Origin of the sequence: Flavobacterium ammoniigenes, assembly GCF_020886055.1 — a bacterium.
Classification (GTDB): Bacteria; Bacteroidota; Bacteroidia; order Flavobacteriales; family Flavobacteriaceae; genus Flavobacterium; species Flavobacterium ammoniigenes.
Genome location: NZ_AP025184.1, coordinates 1194082 through 1217726 on the forward strand (window position 1 = coordinate 1194082; position 23645 = coordinate 1217726).

Consider the following 23645-nt stretch of genomic DNA (forward strand, 5'->3'; position numbering starts at 1 on the left):
CACGTAGAGTTGAATTATTTTCCGCTAGGATTCATATAATCAACGGTTAGATTCGCCATTGCTTTCATGCCAAGCACAAATCCACTTTCGTCGATATAAAAATCAGGCGTATGATGAGACGGCATCTCATCCGATTTCTTTCCTTTTGGCATACCGCCAAGGAAAAAGAAAAGTCCAGGAATTTTAGCTTGGTAGAAAGAAAAGTCTTCGGCTCCAGTTACGGCTTCAGTTAAAATTACATTGTCTTTTCCCGCTGCATTTTCCAAAGTTGGTAGCATTTTTTCGGTTAGTTGTGGGTCATTGTAGGTAATAAGAGTTTTCTTAGTAATATCTACTACGGCAGTTGCACCTGCACTTTCAGCAATGTTTGTTGCAATTTGTTTTACTCTGGAATGAATATATTCTTGTGCCTTTTTATCTAAAGTTCGGATGGTTCCGCTCATATTTAATTCTTCAGGAATAATATTGCTTCGGATACCAGCATTGACTTGGCCAACACTAACTACAGCTGCATTTTCAGTTAGCGCCATATTTCTACTCACAATGGTTTGCAATCCTAAAATAATTTGCGATGAAGTGACAATGGGGTCAATTCCTTGCCAAGGTGTAGCCCCATGCGATTGTTTACCGCTTACTTTAATTTTAAACCAATCTGACGAAGCCATGGTTCCTTTAGGGCGGTATTTTAGTTTACCCACTTCGGTTTGTGCATTGATATGAAGCCCAAAAATAACATCTACTTTCGGATTTTCTAATACTCCTTCTTTCACCATAAGTTCGGCTCCACCTTCTTCTCCTTCCGGGGCGCCTTCTTCGGCAGGTTGGAAAATAAATTTGACAGTACCTTTGATGTCTTTGCGTAACTCAGATAATATAGTTGCGGTTCCCATCAACATGGCTACATGGGTATCATGTCCACAAGCATGCATGACCGCTACTTTTTGATTGTTGTATTCTCCTTCGGCTTTGGAAGCAAATGGAAGCTTAACTCGTTCTTTCACTGGAAGTGCATCCATATCGGCGCGAAGGGCCACTACAGGACCTGGTTTTCCGCCTTTTAATATCCCAACAACCCCTGTTTTCGCTACTCCTGTTTGGACTTGAATACCAATGCTTTTAAGATAGGTGGCAATTTTTTCAGCTGTTTTAAATTCGCTATTTCCTAATTCTGGATTTTGATGAAAGTCACGTCTCCACTGAATCACTTGATTTTCTAAAGCCGCAGCTTTTTGCGCAATTTTTGTTTTAAGAACGGTATTTTGAGCTTGAACAATTGAAGTTAGGGTAAGTGCAATACAGAATATTAGTTTTTTCATTTGGTGCTTATTTTAAAAAGTGTAAAAACCAAATATACAAAAACTATCGGCACTTTTACCTTGACAAAAATTAGGTTAGTGGATTAGTTTTGGTTTTTCAAACGCTTTTTAAATAGTTTTTCAAACTTTTCAATTTTAGGTTGGATCACCATTTTGCAATAGGGTTGATTCTTATTATTGTTGTAATAGTCTTGGTGATACTCTTCTGCTTTGTAAAATTGAGTGAGGGGCTCTATAGTAGTTACTACAGGACTATCATACACTTGAGCACTTTGTAAAGCCGCTATCACATTTTTCGCTTCTTGTTTTTCTTTTTCGTTAGTATAAAAAATAACGGAACGGTATTGTGTTCCTACATCAGCGCCTTGACGGTTAAGAGTTGTTGGGTCGTGAACGGTGAAAAAGACTTTAAAAATTTCGTCTGTATTAGTTTGGGTAGGATCGTAAGTTATTTGAACCACTTCGGCATGTCCTGTTGTACCAGAGCAAACCTCTTCATAGCTTGGGTTTTTTGTTCGGCCCCCAGCATAACCGGAAACTACCGATTGAACTCCCTTTAAATTATCATATACTGCTTCGACACACCAGTAACACCCGCCACCTAAAGTAATAGTGGCCAAACTTGTACTTGATTTTTTTGGATCTACATTGGGAACAAAATCCAATGAAATGGCATTCATGCAATATCTTTTTCCAGTGGGTTCCGGTCCGTCATTGAACAAATGTCCTAAATGACTATCACATCTGCCACATAACGCTTCCGTTCGAATCATGCCGTACGATTTGTCTAATTTGAAGACGATACTTTCTTTGTTTTCTTGTTCAAAAAAACTAGGCCAGCCACAACTACTGGTGAATTTTTGGTTGGATTCAAAAAGTTTGTAACCACAAGTAGCACAATAATAAGTTCCTTTGGTTTCGTCATTCCACATGGTTCCGGTAAACGCTCTCTCGGTATCAGCTTCTCTTGCAACTGCATACAAATCAGGAGAGAGTATTTTTTTCCACTCGGCATTTGAAACGTTTAGTTTGCTCGTATCGGTATTGGAATAGTAAGGATTTTCGGGTTTAGAAATAGTATTCGACATAATTGTGGTATTGGATTTATTTTGATTTGTTGTTTGGCCACAGGCATTTAAAAATAGCAAGGGGATCAATACTAAAAAGTAGTATTTCATATTTTTGAATTTTAAATTAAAATGCAATTGAAATAAAAGCAATGTAAATTTAACTCATTTGTTGATTAGACATTCGTTAAACTTTGTTTAAAATAAAAATTCAACGTTCATGCTCCATCTTTTTTGTATTTTTGGCAATCAATAGTTGTATATGATCGAAGAGAATGTAATATTAGTGAATGAAAAAGACGAGCCTATTGGGTTGATGCCTAAGATGGAAGCGCATGAAAAAGCAGTATTACATCGTGCTTTTTCGGTTTTTGTTTTGAATGACAAAAACGAAATCATGTTGCAACAACGAGCGCATCACAAATACCATTCGCCTTTGTTGTGGACCAATACTTGTTGTAGTCATCAACGTGAAGGTGAAACAAATATCCAAGCGGGGAGTCGACGACTTTTTGAAGAAATGGGTTTTCAAACCGATTTGAAAGAATTGTTTCATTTCATTTATAAAGCCCCCTTTGATAATGGATTGACAGAGCATGAATTGGATCATGTAATGATAGGGTATTACAATGATGAACCTAAAATCAATACAGAGGAAGTTGAAGATTGGAAATGGATGCCAATTGAAGCAGTAAAATCAGACATTCAGAATAATCCCGATTTGTATACCATTTGGTTCAAAATTATTTTTGACCAATTTTATCATTTTCTAGAAGAACACACCCTTTAATTTATTTCAAATGAGAGTTACGATTTCACGAAAAGCCCATTTCAATGCGGCGCACCGTTTGTACAGAAAAGATTGGTCATTTGAACAAAATGATGCTGTTTTTGGAAAATGCAACAATCCTAATTTTCACGGACATAATTACGAACTCATTGCAAGTGTTACTGGACCAATTGATCCCGAAACAGGTTATGTTATGGATGTTAAATTCCTTTCGGATATCATCAAAGAAGAAGTTGAAAATCAAATGGATCATAAAAATTTGAATCTGGATGTTCCTGAATTTAAAGAGTTGAATCCAACAGCTGAAAATATTGTGGTGGTAATTTGGAATAAAATGAGAAAAAGAATTCCAGCTGCCCTTGATTTGGAAGTAGTTTTATATGAAACACCGCGTAATTTTGTAACCTATAAAGGAGAATAATGGCATTGGCAATAGGAGATCAAGTTCCACAATTTAAGACGACAGATACCAACGGCAATGTTTTTGACAGTACAACTATTGTTGGAAAAAAACCATTGGTGCTTTATTTTTATCCTAAGGATAATACGCCAGGATGTACCGCACAAGCCTGTAGTTTTAGAGATCAATACGAAGATTTTTTAGATTTAGGGGCTGAGGTGATAGGAGTTAGTGGCGATGATTTTGCTTCTCACCAAAAATTCACTTCGCAATACCGACTCCCTTTTTTGCTTTTGTCGGATACGAATAGAAAAATTAGGAAATTATTTGGTGTTCCAACAGCTTTATTGGGAATGCTTCCAGGCAGAGTAACCTATGTTATTGATTCGAATGGAATAATTCAAATGGTTTTCAATAGTATGTTGGCAGGTCAACACCTTTCAAAGGCACTTGCAGCAGTTAAAAAAATAGCTGCTCAATAAAAAAAAATCTCGTATTCCTTTGCTAGGCATCGGCTACTTTAATTATTTTTCATGTAGATGGAAACACTTCTATTTTAGAAATTTACATTTCGTAGCAAGGAATAGAAAGATTATGTGTACTTTTGCCCACGCAAATTAAAATAAAAAATAAAATGGCAAACGTTAAGAATTTAAAGAAAGACATCAACTACGTTTTAGGAGATATTATTGAAGCAGTTTATTTGTTTGAAATTTCTACTTCAGGAGTTCCAACACCAGAAACGAATGCTTTGATTGATGAAGCTATTGCAGCTTTTGATGTATTGATCACTAAAGTAAACGCTAAAAACGTTGAAAACAAAAAAGCTCACTTCAAACAAATCAATGTTGAATTGGAACAAACTGCTAATCAATTGATTGCTAAAATCAACGAATTATAGTCGAAAAAAACGGTAAAAAAGTGTTGAATTATTTTGGAAAATTAAATTTCAGAATTATATTTGCACCCGTTATACGCTGCCAGCGTAGCTCAGTTGGCTAGAGCAGCTGATTTGTAATCAGCAGGTCGTGGGTTCGAGTCCCTCCGCCGGCTCCAAAAACCACAACGCAAGTTGTGGTTTTTTTTATGGCCTTAAATGGCAATAAAAAAACCGTCAAATTAATTGACGGTTTTTTTATTTTGAATAGTTTGTTTTATTGTTGCTTTTTGATTGAAGCAATATACTCTGTTAATTTCTTTCCGTAAAGTGATTGAACAACCTTTGGTGACAAGGATTTATGAATCGTATCCAAATATTTTAAATTAATATCATAGATCTCTGAAAGTGCTATATATGGAGCTACTTCATAATCTTTATTATTGATGGCAAAGTTGGTTGCATACAAGTATTTTCTTTTAATGTTAGTTTCTTGTTTAGCAATGATACCATTCAATTCAATTTCATTTTTACTTTTCATTGCTTTGAATTTTTTCTCTATTAAAGTCAAACTCTCATCTTGAAAACGCTTATCTACTTTTTTGTACTCATAATATAAATCTTGATTTTTTGACCCTGTTACTTTTGCATCAGCAATGTAGTTTTCTAGATTTGTTTCGATACTAATGTCTCCTGGTTCAGCAAAGAATAATAAATTATTATCTAAAGAATTACTGACACCTCTGTCTAAGAATAGATACAGCATTTCAGGTGATTGTAAGTTGATATTAGTTTCAAAATTGGAGTTTCCATCGATTGCAATTGTATCTAATGCGACTAATTTATTATTAGCAACTCGTTGTACATATAAGGTCCCTTTTTTTAAACCTTTAATGTTCCCTGTTAGGTGCAGGTTGTTTTCTGATTTTTTTTCAGAACAGGCGAATAGTAATGTAATGGCTATGATAGCGATACTAATTTTTTTCATGTATTTGTATTTTGCCGCAAAATAACGAAAATTGTTGGAAAGCGAGATTGAATTTTAAAAAAAAACCCAATCTATTTCTAAATTGGGATTTTGGAGGAATTAATTTATTTTTAACTTTTCATCCAAGCATTTTTCATATTGGATTTTGAAGTGTCTGTAGCTTTCAAACCTTCAATTTCTTCATAGGGTAAATGAACTTTTCCAGTGATGATTTGTTCTTTACCGTCTCTTTTAATTTTGATGGTGATAGCGTCATTTTCTTTCCAATTTTCGCTATCGCCAATCATTTCATAAATGTTATCCAAAGTATAGGCTTTGTTGTTAATAGCCATAATTATATCTTTGGCTCTAAGATCCAAACTTGTATAAAACTCGATTAATTCAGTATCAGGTCGTACTAAAATTTCTTTGGTTTCTTTATTAACGGTAATGTAAGGCGATTGTCCTTTTAAGAAAACGTTACCCGCTTTTTTGTCTTTCGTTTTGATTACTCCAACTTTAGCAAGGAATGTTTCGTAAGGAATTGGTGTTGGTCCTGAAACATAGGTACTTAAAAACGCACCCACTTCAGGATACGTTAAAGCTGTAATTTTGGCAAATAATTCTTCGTCATTAAACGCTTTGGTTACACCATATTCATTCGATAATTGTTGCATTAAATTCAAAATACCTTTTTCGCCATTGCTTTTTTCGCGGATAATAATATCAATACACATTCCAATTAACGCTCCTTTTTGGTATACATTTAAGTATTGCTCTTTGTATGGACTTTTCAATACGTTAGCACTCATAGTAGTAAAAGGCATAGTATCGTTATACGATTTTGACTGTTCCATTTTCTCAGCAATTCGATTTAAAAAATCAGTTTCATCAATTAATCCTTGGTTGATTTGGAACAAATTGGCAAAATATTCGGTCACCCCTTCGTACATCCATAGATGTTGTGACATTTTTGGCGAATTATAATCAAAGTATTGAATTTCGTTTGAATGAACCGTTAATGGCGTTAGAATATGAAAAAACTCATGCGAAACGACATCAATCATTGATTTTTGCAATTCAGCCAAAGGCATCATTTCTGGTAATACAACTGTGGTAACTGTTGGGTGTTCCAATGCGCCAAAACCTTTGGCATCATTAGGTTGCATTGATGACAAGTACAATAAAACCGAGTACTTCTTAGTAGAATTAATATTGCCTAAAAAGGTTTTTTGAGCGGTCATCATTTTTTTCATTTCAGGCGTGATGCTTTCAGCAGTTACTTTACCTGAAGGGGAATACACTACAATTTGTATGTCCATTCCGTTAACATTAAAAGAAGTGTAATCGGGTTTAGCATACATAATTGGGTTTTCAACTAATTCAGCATATCGCGGTGTGTTAAAAACGTCTTTAGTAGCACTAGCATCAGAGTCAATCATAGACGTAGCTCCCCAAAGTGTTTCGGGATGCGTGATGGTAACTTGATACGGAAGGTCTTTTTGGTCTTGGAAATAGCCTACAAAACCATGTGTGTTGATCATGAAGTTTTTTCCTGCCTCAATGTTGGTTCCAGCTGGTGAAAAAATATCAGTTCCAAAGCTTCCACCTTTTTCAGTATCAAAAGTATCATTGACTAAATAGGTGATTTTGGCTAAACTTTTAGCAGATGAAATTGACCAAGTATTGTCGTCTGTTTTGGTAACAGCTAGAGCGGTTCCTTTAACATCAAAAGCCTTTAGATCCTCAATGTTTTTCCCGTAATTATCCTCAGAATAGGTTCCAGGAACAATTTTAGGAATACTGTAGGTAATTTTATCTGATTTGATTTTGGGTGCTTGAACGGTTACTTTTACTTTGTCGTCTTTCACATCTATCAGGTCGATACCTACTTTAATATCTTGAGTAGGAGTTGATTTTTTTTGGGCGTTTGCAGTGTAGCTGTTATAAAGAAAAGCTACTAAAGCAAGGGCAATTATTGATTTTTTCATTTTGAATTATTTTGATTGTGTTGTTAGTATTCTTTTTTAGGTAAATGTTACACTTACCTATAAGGACTGTATAAATGTAGAAATTATAAGCGATAATTCTGTACTTATTGGTAATTCAGGATTGGTGTAGGATGCTTTATTCTCAATATCGTCTCCCTGAATTACTTTGAATATGTGATTCATATTTGAAATAATATGGAGTTGTGCATTGGGTTTTGCTTGTTGCAATAGTTGTGCATCTTGCACACTCACTTGTATGTCTTTGTCACCATTGATTAGCAAGCTTGGAATCTGTAATTTTTTGATTTCATTTTGCGGATGGTATTTGATCCACGAAATCATGTACGGTTGCACACTCGCTCTAAATAATGAAGCGAGCATTTGGTTTTTTAATTCGAAGGTATTTCCATTTTTTAAAGTAGCTAAGTTTTTTTCTACTTCTTCTTTTAGAAAAGGAGCTTGTTTTCCAATTTGTTCCAAAAGTACTTCATCTATAGGACGACCGGCTCCAGCTATTGAGATATAAGCATCGGCATTTCCATTAGCCGCAACCATTCCAATTAAGGCTCCTTCGCTGTGCCCGGCAACAGTAATGGAGTGGTATTTTTTTTGATTTTTAAAATAAAGTATCACTGCTTTAGCATCATCTATAAAGTTATCAAAGGTAAGGCTAGCTTCATCTAATTTTCCAGAAGCCATTTGAGCAAAAATACGTTTGTCATAACTGTAAACGGCAATGTCATTATTGACTAAAGATTCCGCTAACAATTTTAAAGAGTTGTTAGTCAGTCCAATTTGATTTCCATCTCTATTGGTTGGACCTGATCCTGCTATGAGGATGACTAGCTTAGTTGCGTTATTTTGCTTTAATGGAGTATACAAAGTCCCATTTAACAGTGAATTTATAGCAATGTTTTCTGTTTTAAATAGTGGGTTGTTTTGCGAAAAAGCAGCTGACGATGCAATCAATATGAGTATATAAAGTAATTTTTTCATAGTTTGGTTATCGAATAAAAAAACTCCTGTTTATTCAGGAGTTTTTCATATTAGTCTAATTTATTTTTGATGTAATATTTGCCATCTAATTCGTCGTCAAAATCATCAATTTTTACCGGTTTTGGTTTTGGTTTGTTGGCTGCCGCTTTCTTTTTCCACATTTCGAATTTTTCTGCGGGCATTTTCTTTTTCATAATTTCTAAAACCTCTTTTTCTACTATGCCAAATTCTTTTTTAATAATTTCAAAAGGGTTTCTTTCTTCTAGGGCCAACGTCATCAATTTTTCCGTCTCTTCCCAACTTAATTCTTTACGGCTACTCTTTTTCATTGGATGAAAATAATTCAAATAGTTTTAATTTGTTAAACGTTACTACAGCTTGATTTAAAATCAGTTATCAATATTAATAAAAAAAATAATTAGTTCAATAATCGCCCTTTACTTTTTTTTCTGAAAAGGTATTTTTAATAAATTCTTCAATTCATTATGTTCTTCGGGATGCATATGTGTATCGACACCATAGACAATTTCTTCTCTTGGAAGCACCTTAAAAGTACCAAATAATCGATCCCAAATCGAAAAGATATTTCCGTAATTACTATCGGTATAAGGCATTACATAATGATGATGCACTTTGTGCATGTCTGGCGAAACAATGAAATAACTCAAAAATAAATCTACTTTTTTAGGCAAGGCAATATTGGCATGATTGAATTGCGTGGCAACAACCGATAAGGTTTGGTATAAAAACACCAGCCACATGGGACTTCCAACAAGCACAACACCTAAGGTTGTAAATACAAATCGAATCACACTTTCACCAGGATGGTGTCGATTAGCTGATGTGGTGTCAATCCATGTGTCAGTATGATGAATCAAATGAAAACCCCAAAGGAATTTTACTTTGTGTTCTACCAGATGTACTAAGTAAGCTCCAATTAAATCTAATAGTAATAAACCAATAATTGTATAGGCAGCTATTGGCATCTCAGGAAGCCATTGTAATATTCCAAAATTATTTTGATAGGCCCAATCGGCTACATTTAATAAAATAAAAGCCAAACAGAAATTGACTATTATGGTAGTGAGTGTAAAAAAGATATTAATCCCGGCATGATGCCATCTTTTGTACTTGAAATTAAACAAAGGAAAGGCATTTTCAATCAGCCAGAAAATAGTGATTCCTCCTACTAAAATTAAGCTTCTGTGTGAAGAAGGTATGGTCGAAAAATAATCAATAATGGTTTGCATAATGGAACGATTTGAATCCAAATATAAACAATTATTTAATGGAGCGAAAAGTTAAGTTAATTCTTGTTCCAATGGGTTTAGCCGTTTTTGGAATTTGGTGTTTCCAAAAATGTTGGGTGCTTCCTTTCATTAATAAAAGACTGCCGTGTTCTAATACAATACTCTTTTTAGCATCAGCTATTGTATTGTGTTTGAGCTGAAAAACCCGTTCCGAACCAAAACTTAACGAGGCAATAATTGGGTTGATACCTAACTCTTTTTCGTTATCGGCATGCCAACCGTTACTGTCTTTTCCGTCTCGGTATTGGTTGAGTAATACGGTGGTAAATTGCCAGCCAGTTGTTTCCTCAATATAGTATTTTATTTTTTGCAAAAGGGAATTCCAAGGATGTGGTTGCATCTTGATATTCGAATAGGAATAGGGCTTTCCTTCATTGCCATACAAAGCAGTCAATCGAGGTTGTGGATGTGTTTTGCCGAAGATTGTAATGTTATCTTGTTGCCAAGCAATACCTTGAAGTAATTCGGCATAGATCGAATCAGACTGTTCTTTGTCAAAAAACTTCGGGTAGTAGATAATCTCGGCATCAGGTAAATCCAATACAACGGGCTCCGATTTAAATAACGATTCCAAACTAGTTAGTTAATTTGTTTGCGATCCATTTCAGATAAGTCACTTAAATGCAAACGTAAGGCATTGACTGAAATACTGATTTCCCAAAACGATAACCCAAGTGAGATTAACAAACTCAATAAACTCAATCCGAAGAAGTAAATGCTGATTCCTGGTTCGTCAAAAAACAACAATAGCATGGCAAAAACAGATAAAAACAAGCATAAAACTCCAGCCATTTGCATGTACCGAATTAAGGTTAGGCGCAGATTCAGATTTTTGATTTCCAATAAAATCATGCTATTCTCTTTCTCTTTGTATACTTTTTTTAGTCCACGGATAATACTAGCAATAGTTAAGAATCGATTGGTGTAGGCTAAAAGAATTAACGAGGTTGCTGAGAAAAGTAGTGCAGGAGTTCCAATTTCTATAGTCATAATGCAATTAATATAGTTTGTGGTGGCAAAGTTCGGTATTCTTTATCATAGTTTTAATTTTTTTTCCAATAACTTCCAATCCAACTGTAACAAAACGATCTGATTTTAGTCTAAAGAACCAAACGAAATTATCACAATGAAAAAGATTTTTATTTTACCCGCTTTATTTTTCGGATCATTACTCCATCTTGCTGCCCAAGAGAACACTAAAAAAGCAGAAGAACTTAAAGAAGTAACCATTACTAAATCCAAGAAAGCAATAGAGCAGCGCGCCGATCGAACCATTTTTGATTTTGCTAATCAACCAAGTCTAAATTCTGGGTCTGTTTTAGAAGGATTGAAAAAATTACCGGGTTTAATCGCTTCAGATATAGCAGGAATGATGTACCAAGGGAAGCAATTAGAAGTGTTTATGGATGGAAGACCTTTGAATATTTCCTCCAATGAATTGAATGGTTTTCTAGAAGGGATGCCTGCCAATGCGATTGAAAAAATCGAAATTATTACGCAGCCAGGAGCAGAATTTCCTGCCACTTCAGGAGGAGCAATTTTAAATATTGTCACCAATAAAAATGCAAAGAACTTTTTGAGTGCTACCTATACTAATAGCACTAATGTAACATCTTATGATCATTTGCGATGGAGAGTTAACAATAGCGTTTTATTGAATGCCAAAAACAAATACTTTGGATGGCAATTGAATATGGGGCAAAACTACAGAGAAAGTGCAATGTGGAGTTCTTTTCTGAAAGAAGTTTCAGGAAGCCAAACCCCAATTTCAAATACAGATTCCGATAGAACTGGGAGAACTAATTTTGTAAAATCAGCGGTAACTTTTGATTTGAAAAAAGACCGTTTATTATTGAACTATGATTTAAATTATAATAATAATGGAAGTACAACACTGTCTAACGGTCCTGGTTTTTCGACTAACGATAATTCAGATTCTAAAGGATGGAGACAAGATGCAGTAGCTACCTACCAAAAACGTTTTGATGACAAAACTAAAAAATTGGATTTTAGATTCAATTTCAATCGCAATCAAAACGATTTTGTATTGAACTCTTTTGGAAATTCAACGGCTGTATTAGATAATTCCTCAGACCAAAAATTCTATAACTTCAAATTTGATTATTCGCAACCCATTGCTTTTTCTGACGAAGGCAAAATAAGTTTTGGTAGTTTGCATGAAGCCTTATACTTTGAAACTCAAAACAGAGGGGTCACCAATTTAGATTACGAGAGAAAAACCACTGCTGGGTATTTTGAGTTGCAAACCAAATTCAAAAGTATGAGTTTTATTTTGGGAGGAAGAGCCGAGGATTATAGTATTTCAGGAAAAACAAATACTACTACTTTGACGCCATTCAATCAGTTTCGATTTTTCCCAAATGCCAGTGCACAGTATAACTTTAACAAGGCAGTGTTTTTTAATCTGAATTACAATAAGAAAATTACTTTGCCAAGTACTTCGGCCTTAAATCCAAACAATACGAGTTATCAAAATCCAAATCTTACCAATGAAGGAAATCCCAATTTGGAACCTACCATTTTTGATAATTATGAAGTGAAGTTGAGTGCTTATGATTATGCATTTATTGGCTATTCTGTGAGTTCGGCTAAGAATCAAGTGATACAACGCGTTCGTTTAAATTCAAACATTTTGATTAATACTTTCGAAAACGTAGCGGAAATTAAAGTGCATAATTTTAATATTGGTATGCCAATTCCCTATATGTTGTTTACCAAAGGATTGGCCGAAACGATGAAGATGAATGTCAATCCAGATGAAATGAACTTTTTATTTGTCTATGCGGCTTACCAACTTCATCAAATACCAGCGATAGAAACCAAAGGATTCTGGGTGTACAATTTGATGTCGCAAATAGTATTGCCAAGTAAAATTAAGTTCGTTACTAATTTTAGTTACATCACTGCCAAAGGAAATTACTATTATTTCATTGCCAACAAGCCATTCAACAATACAGTTGATTTGTCATTGTCTAAAAAGTTCTTGAACGATCAATTGTCGATTTCAATTAATGCAGATGATATTTTTAACACCAACCGATTTGTGTTCAACTCTTACAATACGCCATTGTTGTTAAGCAACAAAATGGATACCCGTCGTTTTGGTTTTAGTATTAATTATAAGATTCCAACTAAAAATAAATTGGCGAGAGAAACCCCAATCTTATTGAACAAGGATAAAAAAGAAGAAACTGGAATTATAGGAAACTAATATAAAAAACCCTGCTAGTATCTAGCAGGGTTTTTCTTTTATACGAAGTTCGTATTATTTTAAGATGTCAAAACTGCGTTTTACAAAAGCGGTTAAGGCTTCTCCTTTCAATAAGTTTTGAGACAATTTAGCCAAGTCTAATGCTTGTTTGATCAAACTTTCTTGAGCGGCTTTGTCCTCGGTGTTCAAAATAGTGGTAGCCAAATCAGAATTGGTGTTCACCACTAAGTTGTACATTTCAGGCATATTGCCCATACCAAACATACCGCCACCGGTTTGACTCATTTCTTTCATTCTTCGCATGAACTCCGGTTGCGTGATAATGAATGGTGCCGATTGACTATCTAACGCCTCTAATTGTACCGTATAGTTTTGCTTTGGCACAATAGTTTCTACTACCGTTTTCAAACTCGTTTGTTCTTCGTCTGATAATTTAGAAATAGTAGTGTCTTCTTTTTTGATTAAATTATCAATATGGTCTGAATCCACACGCACAAAAGTAAGGTCGCTATTGTCGCCTTCAATTTTTTGGATCAGGTGCGAAATAATTGGCGAATCCAATAACAAGACTTCGTATCCTTTTTCTTTTGCAATTTCGATGTACGAGTGTTGTGCTTCTTTATTGCTAGCGTAAAGTATTACTAATTTGTCGTTTTTATCGGTTTGTTTTTCCTTTAGCTTTTCTTTCAATTCATCCAAAGTAAAGTATTGGTCATCTACCGTTGGGTACAAAAAAAAAGCGCCTGCTTTTTCATAGAATTTATCTTCAGACAGCATTCCATATTCCAAAACAATTTTGATATCGTTCCATTTTTGTTCAAAATCGGCTCGATTCTCATTGAATAAAGCTTTTAGTTTATCGGCTACTTTACGAGTAATGTAATTTGAGATTTTCTTCACCGCAGCATCCGCCTGTAAACCCGAACGTGAAACATTCAGTGGAATGTCTGGTGAGTCGATTACACCTTTTAACATTGTCAAAAATTCCGGTACAATGCCTTCGACATTATCGGTAACAAATACTTGGTTTTGGTACAATTGGATTTTGTCTTTCTGAATTTGTAAATCCGATCCTAATTTTGGGAAGTACAAAATTCCAGTTAAGTTGAAAGGATAATCTACATTCAAATGAATGTTGAATAAGGGCTCTTCAAACTGCATTGGGTACAATTCGTGGTAGAATTTTTTGTAGTCCTCTTCGTTTAATTCAGCCGGTTGTTTGGTCCAAGCCGGATTTGGGTTGTTGATGATATTATCCACTTCAATAGTTTCAGGTTTTGCGTCTTCGGCAGCACCTTCTGGTAAAGGAAGTGTTTCTGTTTTGGTTCCAAATTTAATTGGAATCGGCATGAATTTATTGTAACGATTCAGTAATTCTCTGATTTTAGCTTCTTCTAAAAATTCCAAAGAATCTTCAGCAATATGCAAGATAATTTCAGTTCCTCTATCAGTTTTGTCAGCTGGTTCCAAAGTAAATTCGGGACTACCGTCGCAAGTCCAGTGAGCAGCTGGTTCGTCTTTGAATGACTTAGTGATGATTTCTACTTTTTCAGCCACCATAAACGCCGAGTAGAATCCAAGACCAAAGTGTCCAATAATTCCTGAATCTTTAGCCGAATCTTTGTATTTGTCTAAGAATTCTTCTGCTCCAGAAAAAGCGACTTGGTTAATGTATTTTTCTACTTCGTCAGCTGTCATCCCCAAACCTTGATCAATGATGTGCAGTTTTTTGCCTTCTTTGTCAATTTTTACTTCAATAATGGGATTGCCATACTCTACTTTGGCTTCGCCAATGCTAGTTAAGTGTTTTAATTTTAAGGTAGCGTCTGTTCCATTTGAAATCAATTCGCGCAAGAAAATTTCGTGATCGCTGTATAAAAATTTCTTGATTAAAGGGAAGATGTTCTCTACCGAAACATTAATTTTTCCAGTTGTCATAGTGTATAAATTTTAAGTTTAAATTGATGGTTTTCTAGTTTTCAAATAGAATACCATTTTGTAAAAATGTGACAAATTGTCGCTAGCCTTCTCGGATTCAAATTAAAGATTGTAAATTTGGCTTCTTTAAAATCCAGCATGCTCGAACTTACTACTATTAGCTTTACTTATATTGACCAACCCGTTATTAAGGAGTTGAGTTGTGTCGTACACCAAGGACAAAATATATCGGTCATTGGCGAAAGCGGCTGTGGTAAAAGCACCTTGCTGAAATTGATTTATGGATTGTACGATTTGGATTCGGGAACCATTAATTATCATGGAAATCCTATTTTAGGACCCAAATACAATTTAATCCCTGGTGAGGATTACATTAAGTATTTGGCACAAGATTTTGATTTGATGCCGTATATCACTGTCGAAGAAAATGTGGGTAAATTCCTTTCGAATATTTACCGAGACAAAAAGAAAGCTCGTGTTCAGGAATTGTTGGAAATGGTCGAAATGACTGACTACGCCAAAGTGAAAGCCAAATACTTGAGTGGCGGTCAACAACAGCGCGTGGCTTTGGCCAGAGTTTTAGCTTTGGAACCTCAAATTTTATTGTTGGACGAACCCTTTAGCCAAATCGATTCCTTTCGAAAAAATGCCTTACGTCGAAATGTATTCCAGTATTTAAAAGAAAAGAAAATTACATGCATTATAGCCACTCACGATAGCACTGATGCCTTATCTTTTTCGGATGAAACGATCGTAATGCAGGACGGAAAAATTATTGCTAAAGATGCGCCTCAAAACCTATATCATCATCCAAAGAATAGATACGTTGCTTCCCTTTTTGGCGAAGTCAATGAAATAGAATTGGATGGGAAAACACATTTGGTTTACCCACACCAACTTCAATTAGACCCTAATGGAACACTAAAAGGGAAGGTTCAACAATCCTATTTCAAGGGCAGCCATTATCTAATTGCTTTCACTTCAGGAAAACAAACCTTGTTTTTTGAAAATGATACTTGGCTAAGTGAAGGAACTCCAATTGCTCTAAACATTTTAATAAAATTGTTATAAATCGGCTAAATCCGATTTATTTATTACTTTAGTTTTTTTATTCCTAACGGGATCATTCATTAAATTTAATACCTACAATATGTACCACTCCAAAATAACAGGCTTAGGATATTATGTTCCTGACCATGTAGTTACCAATGATGATTTGTCTAAAATCATCGATACCAATGACGAATGGATTCAAGAAAGAACAGGGATTCAAGAACGTCGCCATATAATTCCAGGACAAGACACGACGACTTCTATGGGCGTTAAAGCTGCAACCATTGCGATTGAACGTTCTGGAGTTGCCAAAGAAGATATTGATTTTGTGGTTTTTGCCACCCTAAGTCCCGATTACTATTTTCCAGGACCTGGAGTTTTAGTGCAACGCGATTTGGGTTTGCGAACTGTTGGTGCATTGGATGTTAGAAACCAATGTTCTGGATTTGTATATGCTTTGTCGGTAGCCGATCAATACATTAAAACGGGAATGTATAAAAACGTTTTGGTGATTGGTTCTGAAGTACAATCTACTGGTTTGGACATGACCACACGAGGTCGTGGGGTTTCGGTTATTTTTGGTGATGGAGCAGGAGCGGCAGTTTTGAGCAGAGAAGAAGATGTAACCAAAGGTATTTTATCTACACATTTGCATTCAGAAGGTTTGCATGCCGAAGAATTAATTGTAAAAGCACCCGGAATGGGCGGTCGTTGGGTAACGGATATTTTAGAAGATAAAAACCCAGACGACGAAAGTTATTTCCCGTATATGAATGGCCAATTTGTTTTCAAACATGCTGTAGTTCGTTTTGCTGAGGTAATTAACGAAGGATTGGAAGCCAATAATTTGAAAGTAGATGACATTGACATGTTGATTCCGCATCAAGCTAATTTGAGAATCTCTCAATTTATTCAGAAAAAATTCGGATTGAAAGACGAACAAGTTCACAATAACGTGATGAAATTTGGCAACACCACTGCAGCCTCTATTCCGATCGCTTTGACAGAAGCTTGGGAACAAGGTAAAATCAAATCAGGCGATACGGTTGTTTTAGCAGCTTTTGGTAGCGGTTTTACCTGGGCAAGTGCTATTATCAAATGGTAGTTAAAGTGTAAACTCATTTTATAATCGAAATCAGAAAGCCGAAGGATTCAATTCTTTCGGCTTTTTGTTTTTAGTGTACCAAAACCGACACAAAAAAGGCTATTCTATTTCCTTCTGAAATCCTTATATTTGCACTCTTAAAAAAACAGATTCAATGTCATTACAACACATTCTTACCCCATCTATAGCAAAAGCGATTCAAGATTTATTTGAAGTATCCGTTGATAAAGTAGAGTTTCAGGCTACTCGCAAGGAGTTTGAAGGCGATATTACAATGGTTATTTTTCCTTTGTTGAAATTGGTAAAAAGCAACCCAGTGGAGTTAGGAAACAAAATAGGGAATTATTTGGTGGAGAACGTTCCAGAAGTAGCCCGATTTAATGTGGTATCTGGATTTTTGAATATTGTTATTTCAGACTCGTATTACTTGAATTTCTTTGACGGAATCAAAGACGATGTAAATTACGGTTTTGTAACGCCAAATCCTTCTGACAAGGCAGTGATGGTGGAGTATTCTTCGCCAAATACCAACAAGCCATTGCATTTGGGACACGTACGTAACAATTTATTAGGCTATTCGGTAGCAGAAATTATCAAAGCTTCAGGGAAGAAAGTCTACAAAACTCAAATTATCAACGACCGTGGAATTCATATTTGCAAGTCGATGTTGGCTTGGAAAAAAATGGGTAATGGCGAAACGCCAGAATCAACTGGGCTTAAAGGAGATAAATTAGTTGGAAATTACTACGTAGCTTTTGATAAAGCCTACAAAGAAGAAATCAATGAGTTGATGGCGGCTGGTAAAACAGAAGAAGAAGCTAAAAAGCAAGCGCCCATCATTTTGGAAGCACAAGAGATGTTGCTAAAATGGGAAGCAGGAGACGAGGAAGTGAAATCGCTTTGGGAAATGATGAACCAATGGGTGTATGATGGTTTTGCCACTACCTACAGTAATTTAGGCGTTAACTTTGATAGCTTTTATTACGAAAGCAATACCTATTTATTAGGAAAAGATGTGGTTCAAATTGGTTTAGAAAAAGGTGTTTTTGAAAAAGATCCAGACGGTTCCGTTTGGATTGATTTGACTGACGAAGGTTTGGACCGAAAAATCGTGTTGCGTTCTGATGGAACAGCGGTATATATGACACAAGATATTGGTACGGCAATCCAACGTGTGAAAGACCACCCCGATGTGGGAGGAATGGTATACACGGTGGGTAACGAACAAGATTACCATTTTAAAGTGTTGTTTTTGATTTTGCAAAAGCTCGGTTTTGATTGGGCTTCAAGCTTGTACCATTTGTCTTACGGAATGGTCGACTTGCCTTCGGGTAAGATGAAAAGCCGTGAAGGAACCGTAGTCGATGCGGATGATTTGATGCAAGAAATGACAAGTACCGCGCAAACTATTTCGGAAGAATTAGGCAAATTAGAAGGCTACTCTGAAGAAGAAAAAACCAAATTATACAACACGATTGGCTTGGGTGCATTGAAATACTACATTTTGAAAGTAGATCCTAAAAAACGCATCTTGTTCAATCCGGAGGAATCGGTTGATTTTGCTGGAAATACAGGACCGTTTATTCAATATACTTATGCGCGTATTCAGTCGATTATTCGTAAAGCGACTTTTGATTTTTCGGCTACAGCCAAAACTAATGACTTGCACGAAAAAGAAAAAGAACTGTTGAAACAAATTGAACTGTATCCAGAAGTAATTCAGAATGCAGCACAAAATCACAGTCCTGCTTTGATTGCGAATTATACCTACGAGTTGGTACGTGAATACAATTCGTTTTACCAAGCGGTGCCTATCTTAGGCGAAGAAAACCAAGAAAAGAAAATATTCAGAGTGCAACTCTCTAAAAAAGTAGCCGATACAATTGCTTCTTCGTTTAGTTTATTAGGGATCAATGTTCCGGAGCGAATGTAAAATTGGAACCCAAAAATAAAGTAAAACGACTTCTATCCGAGGTCGTTTTTTTGTTGGTATAAAAGCTCATTTTCCCCCTTTAATTATCTAAATATTGAATTGCCTAATTATTGAATTAGTTTATCTTTGCACTTCAATAAAATCAAATACTATGTTTAGTAATTTAAGCGATAAATTAGATAAAGCCTTTCACGTCTTAAAAGGACACGGAAAAATCACGGAGATTAACGTTGCCGAAACTTTAAAAGAAGTGCGTCGTGCGTTATTGGATGCCGATGTGAACTTTAAAATTGCCAAAGATTTTACTGCTAAAGTAAAAGACAAAGCGATGGGTCAAGATGTATTGACGACATTGCAACCAGGGCAATTGTTAGTGAAATTGGTCAAAGACGAATTGACCGAATTGATGGGTGGCGATGTGGCTGGAATTAATCTTTCGGGAACGCCTACGGTGATCTTGATGTCGGGTTTACAAGGTTCTGGGAAAACGACTTTCTCTGGTAAATTAGCCAATTACTTACAGACAAAAAAAGGAAAAAAACCACTTTTAGTGGCTTGTGATATTTATCGTCCAGCAGCGATTCAGCAGTTGTATGTGGTTGGAGATTCCATTGGTGTTGAGGTATACTCAGAACCTGAAAATAAAAATCCGGTTGAAATTGCTCAAAACGCCATCCAACACGCTAAAGCCAATGGTTTTAATGTGGTGATTGTCGATACAGCTGGTCGTCTAGCAGTAGATGAAGAAATGATGAACGAAATTGAACGCGTTCATAAAGCGATTCAGCCGCAAGAAACGTTGTTTGTTGTGGATTCGATGACGGGTCAAGATGCAGTGAATACCGCTAAAACTTTCAACGACAGATTGAACTTTGACGGAGTAATCTTAACCAAATTAGATGGAGATACTCGTGGTGGAGCAGCACTTTCTATTAAATCAGTAGTCAACAAACCCATTAAGTTTGTAGGTACAGGTGAGAAAATGGAAGCGATTGACGTGTTCTATCCAGACCGTATGGCGGAACGAATCCTCGGAATGGGAGACGTGGTGTCTTTGGTAGAAAGAGCACAAGAACAATACAATGAAGAAGAAGCTCGAAAACTGCAGAAGAAGATCGCGAAAAACGAATTCGGATTTGATGATTTCTTGGCACAGATTCAACAAGTAAAAAAAATGGGTAATATGAAAGACTTGGTGGGAATGATACCAGGTGCTTCAAAAGCCATGAAAGATGTGGAGATTGAAGACGATGCGTTCAAACATATTGAAGCGATTATCCATTCGATGACACCCATTGAAAGAAGCAAACCGGCTTTAATTGATATGAAACGTAAAACGAGAATTGCTAAAGGTTCAGGTACTAAAATCGAACAGGTGAATCAATTGATGAAGCAATTTGAGCAAATGAGCAAGATGATGAAAATGATGCAAGGTCCGGGAGGTAAAAACCTGATGAAGATGATGGGTGGAATGAAAGGAATGCCTGGAGGTATGCCGGGGATGAGATAATAAAAGGTTATAAGTTTAAGAGGTTAAAAGGTTAAGAGATTAAAAGGTTAAAATTACAACACACTATTCAGAGTTTATTTTTTTTAGTTTAAACATATAAACTCCTAAACAACTAAACTATATATAATGCAACTACTAGACGGAAAAAAGACATCGGAAGATATCAAACAAGAAATTGCAGCTGAGGTTCAAAAAATGAAAGCCAATGGCGAAAAAGTACCTCACTTAGCCGCAGTTTTGGTTGGAAATAACGGCGCGAGCTTGACTTATGTGGGCAGCAAAGTGCGTTCATGTGAACAAATTGGTTTCGAATCGACTTTGGTTTCTTTACCAGAAACGATTACAGAAAGCGAATTGTTAGCCAAGATTGCTGATTTGAACGAAGATGATAATTTGGACGGTTTTATAGTACAATTGCCTTTACCCAAACACATCAACGAAGAAAAAATATTGATGGCTATTCACCCCGATAAAGATGTGGATGGTTTTCATCCAACGAATTTTGGTAAAATGGCTTTGGAAATGGAAACATTTTTGCCAGCCACCCCGTTTGGAATCATGCAGTTGTTAGAACGTTACAAAGTAGAAACCGCCGGAAAACATACTGTAGTTATTGGAAGAAGTCATATTGTAGGCCGACCAATGAGTATTTTGATGAGCCGCAAAGGCTATCCAGGAGATTCAACGGTAACCTTGACACACAGTAGAACTAAAAATATTGAAGAATATACAAAGAATGCCGATATCATTATTACTGCTTTAGGCGTGCCTAATTATTTAAAAGCGGATATGGTAAAAGACGGAGTTGTTGTAATTGACGTGGGTATCACTAGAGTAGAAGATGCTTCACATCCAAAAGGCTATGTAATTACCGGTGACGTTGATTTTGATGAAGTAAGTAAAAAATCCTCTTTTATTACCCCGGTTCCTGGTGGTGTAGGCCCTATGACTATTGCGATGTTGCTGCAAAATACGCTTTTGGCAAGACAAATTAGAGCTAGAAAATAAGAGTTAATCTTAATATAACTAAAAGGCCGTTCGTGAGAACGGCCTTTTGTTTGTACTAATTTCTTCTGAATTTAGAATTATCTCTTCGGGGAATTTCTATTTTTCGTCGGGTTGGTTCTGATTTGGGTAAACTCGCTTCTTCAGTTTTACTAGAAGGTTCGATTAGCTGATTCAATTCTTTAATTTCGGCATCGGTCAATTCGCGGTAGCGCCCCACAGGTATATCAAGTGAAATATTGATAATTCGGATGCGTTTCAAAGCAGTTACTTCGTAGCCTAAATACTCACACATTCTTCGAATTTGGCGATTCAAACCTTGTGTCAGAATAATTTTGAAGGTGTATTTACTAATTTGTTCCACCTTACATTTTCGGGTTACAGTTTCCAATATTGGAACACCATTGCCCATGCGTTCAATAAAACGATCGGTTATTGGACGATTTACGGTTACGGTATATTCTTTTTCGTGATTGTTTCTGGCACGCAATATTTTGTTGACAATATCCCCGTCATTGGTCATGAAAATCAATCCTTCGCTGGCTTTGTCTAATCGGCCAATTGGGAAAATACGTTTGGGATAGTTGATGTAATCGACAATATTATCACGAACGTCTAAATTAGTCGTGCATTCGATTCCAACGGGTTTATTGAAAGCTAAATAAATTGATTTTTCGTTTTTCTCGACAATCAGTTTGCCATCGATACGCACTTCATCATCAGGAGACACTTTAGTGCCCATTTCTGGAACACTACCGTTGATGGTCACTCTTCCTTCTTCGATGAGTTTATCGGCTTCCCTGCGGGAGCAATAGCCGGTTTCTCCAATGAATTTATTAAGGCGTTTTAGATTTTCGTTTGTATTTTCCAAAGGATCAGTTGAATCAAGAATTTATTTATTTCATTTTTATGCGTGGTCAAAGATACAAACTAGAAATGTTATTTAGAGCAGGATTATAATTCTAAAATAGAAAAGGTGCTTTATTCAAGCACCTTTAAAGTTTGTTTTAATTCCAATCCCATCGAATCCCAAATGAGACATTATTTAAAGGTACTTGATTGATATTAGAATTCTTTTTAAACATTGGATTCAGATCGTATTTCAAATACAAACTTGTCGCGCGATAACCAATGTAAGTACTCAATCCGTAATTGAAATCAGATACATTGAAATCGCCTTTTTGTTTGTTTTTTTCTTTGTCACCATCGACTTCATAGTGAAGTAATTGTTTCGATTTAACACGAACTCCAGCATAACCACCAATTCCCAAACGCACTGATTCGTGTGTTCTGAAATAGGATGTTGTGCCGTCTTTTGAATATTTTTTTGGTGAAAAATCAAATTCTAAATGAAAAGGCGCAGTTAAGTACACATTTCTTAAACGCGATTCTTCTAAATTAAAAGTTGAAGTGGCCAAATAGGTTTGATCTCCGTTCTTTACAAAATAGCGATTGTCTGTTGGACGCAAATTGTTATACATAACAGAGAAACCATATTTTGCATGTACTAAATTATGATTTTTAAAGACCCTAGTATTATAGGTTAGTCCCCATTCATAAAAGTGAGAACCCCAAACTCTAAAATCGGAATTTTCTATATTTCCATCTTCAGGAATGGCATTGTTTAATCCCATAGCAAAAACAAATTGCGAAGTGGTTTTTTTGGATTTGCGTTCTGATTTTTCTTTTTGATGTTTTTCAAAATATTTTTTAAAGTCCTTTACAATATCAGCTGAGTCAGTGATAGTATAGGAAACATTATAAAATTTCCCATTAATTTTAATACTATCTTTTTTAGTTTTTTCATAATACTTACCATCTACTTTATCTTGCACCAATTGTGCTAATTTAGCTTCTTCAATTGCTACTTTGTTTTCAATATTTTTAGCGCATTCTTCTGCAACTCTCTGTTTAAGTTCTTTCCCTTTTTCTAAAGTGATTTTCCCTTCTTTCACTTGTTGGTCAATGCCTTCAACTTCAATTTTTAAATTTGTTTTTTCTTTAGTGGTAATTAATTCAATATTTGAAGCAATTTCTTTTACTTGTTTTTCAAATGTTTTTTCTTGCGCAACTACTTTACTTAAAAAGCTTACGACAATGAAAATAGTGTAGAGGATAATTTTTTGCATAATGGTTTAATTTTTAATTAATGTAA

Annotated in this window: 22 protein-coding genes and 1 tRNA gene; 11 read left to right on the forward strand and 12 right to left on the reverse strand. The window is 35.5% G+C overall.

All coding sequences use genetic code 11. The annotated features are described in order from the left end of the window. Positions 1 to 14 precede the first annotated feature (14 nt). Both LPC21_RS05370 and LPC21_RS05375 read right to left on the reverse strand, forming a co-directional pair. Complete coding sequence (locus LPC21_RS05370; RefSeq protein ID WP_229316149.1) at positions 15 to 1316, reverse strand: amidohydrolase; 1302 nt, start codon at positions 1314 to 1316, stop codon at positions 15 to 17. 83 nt (positions 1317 to 1399) lie between these two features. After that, entirely contained in the window at positions 1400 to 2494 is a 1095-nt protein-coding gene (locus tag LPC21_RS05375) for a bifunctional methionine sulfoxide reductase B/A protein (protein ID WP_229316150.1), read from the reverse strand. Positions 2495 to 2645: 151 nt separating this feature from the next. Here LPC21_RS05375 and idi point away from each other — a divergent pair, with 151 nt between their 5' ends. The 5 genes from idi (at position 2646) to LPC21_RS05400 (ending at position 4629) form a co-directional block, all read left to right on the forward strand. After that, the gene (idi, locus tag LPC21_RS05380) at positions 2646 to 3173 is read left to right on the forward strand and encodes an isopentenyl-diphosphate Delta-isomerase (RefSeq protein WP_229316151.1); all 528 of its coding nucleotides are present in this window, start codon (positions 2646 to 2648) and stop codon (positions 3171 to 3173) included. 10 nt (positions 3174 to 3183) lie between these two features. Next, entirely contained in the window at positions 3184 to 3594 is a 411-nt protein-coding gene (locus tag LPC21_RS05385; protein WP_229316152.1) for a 6-pyruvoyl trahydropterin synthase family protein, read from the forward strand. Beyond that, positions 3594 to 4055 (forward strand): peroxiredoxin, encoded by a 462-nt coding sequence (locus tag LPC21_RS05390; protein ID WP_229316153.1) that lies wholly within the window; start codon positions 3594 to 3596, stop codon positions 4053 to 4055. The genes LPC21_RS05385 and LPC21_RS05390 overlap by 1 nt, the downstream gene beginning before the upstream one ends. 152 nt (positions 4056 to 4207) lie before the next feature. Further along, on the forward strand, positions 4208 to 4474 hold the full coding sequence (locus LPC21_RS05395; protein WP_229316154.1) for a hypothetical protein: 267 nt from the start codon (positions 4208 to 4210) through the stop codon (positions 4472 to 4474). Between the two features lie 78 nt (positions 4475 to 4552). After that, a tRNA-Thr gene (locus tag LPC21_RS05400) sits at positions 4553 to 4629 on the forward strand. A gap of 98 nt (positions 4630 to 4727) precedes the next feature. Here the strand turns inward: LPC21_RS05400 and LPC21_RS05405 are convergent. The 7 genes from LPC21_RS05405 to LPC21_RS05435 form a co-directional block, all read right to left on the reverse strand. Further along, positions 4728 to 5438 carry a DUF4369 domain-containing protein gene (locus LPC21_RS05405; RefSeq protein ID WP_229316155.1) on the reverse strand — a complete coding sequence of 237 codons (711 nt, stop codon included), beginning with the start codon at positions 5436 to 5438 and terminating at the stop codon, positions 4728 to 4730. A 110-nt stretch (positions 5439 to 5548) separates the two neighbouring features. Further along, the gene (locus LPC21_RS05410; protein ID WP_229316156.1) at positions 5549 to 7408 is read right to left on the reverse strand and encodes a M61 family metallopeptidase; all 1860 of its coding nucleotides are present in this window, start codon (positions 7406 to 7408) and stop codon (positions 5549 to 5551) included. Between the two features lie 57 nt (positions 7409 to 7465). Beyond that, positions 7466 to 8404, reverse strand: coding sequence for an alpha/beta hydrolase (locus LPC21_RS05415; protein ID WP_229316157.1), 939 nt, complete (start codon positions 8402 to 8404; stop codon positions 7466 to 7468). A 50-nt stretch (positions 8405 to 8454) separates the two neighbouring features. Next, positions 8455 to 8733, reverse strand: coding sequence for a DUF2805 domain-containing protein (locus LPC21_RS05420; RefSeq protein WP_229316158.1), 279 nt, complete (start codon positions 8731 to 8733; stop codon positions 8455 to 8457). A 108-nt stretch (positions 8734 to 8841) separates the two neighbouring features. Beyond that, positions 8842 to 9654 carry a sterol desaturase family protein gene (locus LPC21_RS05425; protein ID WP_229316159.1) on the reverse strand — a complete coding sequence of 271 codons (813 nt, stop codon included), beginning with the start codon at positions 9652 to 9654 and terminating at the stop codon, positions 8842 to 8844. Between the two features lie 31 nt (positions 9655 to 9685). Further along, positions 9686 to 10288 carry an alpha-ketoglutarate-dependent dioxygenase AlkB family protein gene (locus tag LPC21_RS05430; RefSeq protein WP_229316160.1) on the reverse strand — a complete coding sequence of 201 codons (603 nt, stop codon included), beginning with the start codon at positions 10286 to 10288 and terminating at the stop codon, positions 9686 to 9688. Between the two features lie 5 nt (positions 10289 to 10293). Beyond that, the gene (locus LPC21_RS05435; protein WP_229316161.1) at positions 10294 to 10704 is read right to left on the reverse strand and encodes a DUF2721 domain-containing protein; all 411 of its coding nucleotides are present in this window, start codon (positions 10702 to 10704) and stop codon (positions 10294 to 10296) included. Between the two features lie 136 nt (positions 10705 to 10840). Here LPC21_RS05435 and LPC21_RS05440 point away from each other — a divergent pair, with 136 nt between their 5' ends. Beyond that, the gene (locus tag LPC21_RS05440; protein WP_229316162.1) at positions 10841 to 12946 is read left to right on the forward strand and encodes a TonB-dependent receptor domain-containing protein; all 2106 of its coding nucleotides are present in this window, start codon (positions 10841 to 10843) and stop codon (positions 12944 to 12946) included. A gap of 54 nt (positions 12947 to 13000) precedes the next feature. On the opposite strand, the gene htpG is transcribed toward LPC21_RS05440, so the two are convergent. Next, on the reverse strand, positions 13001 to 14884 hold the full coding sequence (htpG, locus tag LPC21_RS05445; protein ID WP_229316163.1) for a molecular chaperone HtpG: 1884 nt from the start codon (positions 14882 to 14884) through the stop codon (positions 13001 to 13003). 138 nt (positions 14885 to 15022) lie between these two features. On the opposite strand from htpG, the gene LPC21_RS05450 reads away from it, so the two are divergent. The 5 genes from LPC21_RS05450 to LPC21_RS05470 all read left to right on the forward strand — a co-directional run bounded on the left by LPC21_RS05450 (position 15023) and on the right by LPC21_RS05470 (position 21493). After that, on the forward strand, positions 15023 to 15955 hold the full coding sequence (locus LPC21_RS05450; RefSeq protein WP_229316164.1) for an ABC transporter ATP-binding protein: 933 nt from the start codon (positions 15023 to 15025) through the stop codon (positions 15953 to 15955). A gap of 79 nt (positions 15956 to 16034) precedes the next feature. Then, positions 16035 to 17042 carry a 3-oxoacyl-ACP synthase III family protein gene (locus LPC21_RS05455; protein WP_229316165.1) on the forward strand — a complete coding sequence of 336 codons (1008 nt, stop codon included), beginning with the start codon at positions 16035 to 16037 and terminating at the stop codon, positions 17040 to 17042. A gap of 154 nt (positions 17043 to 17196) precedes the next feature. Continuing rightward, positions 17197 to 18975 carry an arginine--tRNA ligase gene (gene argS / locus LPC21_RS05460; RefSeq protein WP_229316166.1) on the forward strand — a complete coding sequence of 593 codons (1779 nt, stop codon included), beginning with the start codon at positions 17197 to 17199 and terminating at the stop codon, positions 18973 to 18975. Between the two features lie 151 nt (positions 18976 to 19126). Continuing rightward, a complete protein-coding gene (gene ffh / locus LPC21_RS05465; protein ID WP_229316167.1) occupies positions 19127 to 20485 on the forward strand; it encodes a signal recognition particle protein in 1359 nt (452 codons plus the stop codon). Positions 20486 to 20611: 126 nt separating this feature from the next. Then, the gene (locus tag LPC21_RS05470; protein ID WP_229316168.1) at positions 20612 to 21493 is read left to right on the forward strand and encodes a bifunctional 5,10-methylenetetrahydrofolate dehydrogenase/5,10-methenyltetrahydrofolate cyclohydrolase; all 882 of its coding nucleotides are present in this window, start codon (positions 20612 to 20614) and stop codon (positions 21491 to 21493) included. A 55-nt stretch (positions 21494 to 21548) separates the two neighbouring features. On the opposite strand, the gene rluF is transcribed toward LPC21_RS05470, so the two are convergent. Both rluF and LPC21_RS05480 read right to left on the reverse strand, forming a co-directional pair. Next, entirely contained in the window at positions 21549 to 22361 is an 813-nt protein-coding gene (rluF, locus tag LPC21_RS05475; RefSeq protein ID WP_229316169.1) for a 23S rRNA pseudouridine(2604) synthase RluF, read from the reverse strand. Positions 22362 to 22497: 136 nt separating this feature from the next. Continuing rightward, positions 22498 to 23619, reverse strand: a complete 1122-nt coding sequence (locus LPC21_RS05480; RefSeq protein WP_229316170.1) for a hypothetical protein — start codon at positions 23617 to 23619, stop codon at positions 22498 to 22500. Positions 23620 to 23645: the final 26 nt, after the last annotated feature.